This is a genomic window from Pseudomonas sp. 05N36 (assembly GCF_056397385.1).
The window spans coordinates 1-365 of sequence record NZ_JBFTNH010000081.1; the positions used below are offsets into that span (position 1 = coordinate 1).

The 365-nt window shown below is 62.2% G+C and carries 1 protein-coding gene; it reads left to right on the top strand.

Annotated features, from left to right (window positions below):
* On the top strand, positions 1–365 hold a 365-nt coding region (locus AC1DIH_RS28245; RefSeq protein WP_477774103.1), incomplete at both ends, for an Ig-like domain-containing protein.

The following is a 365-nucleotide window of genomic DNA, read 5'->3' on the forward strand; positions in this document are numbered from 1 at the left end:
GCCGGGCAGACATCGCTGGTGACCATTACCTTCTCCGAGGCAGTCACCGGTTTCGACAACAGTGACCTCAGCGTGCCCAACGGCACCCTGACCAGCGTCAGTTCCAGTGATGGCGGGATCACCTGGACCGCCACCTTCACCCCGACTGCGGGCATAAAAGACACCACCAACCTGATCACCCTGGCTAACACCGGCGTCGCCGATCTGGCCGGTAACGCCGGTAGCGGCACCACCGATTCCGCCAACTTCACCATCGACACCGTGCGTCCGACGGCGACCATCATCGTTGCCGACAACGCGCTGAAGATTGGCGACACCTCGCTGGTGACCATCACCTTCTCCGAGGCGGTCAGCGGTTTCACCAA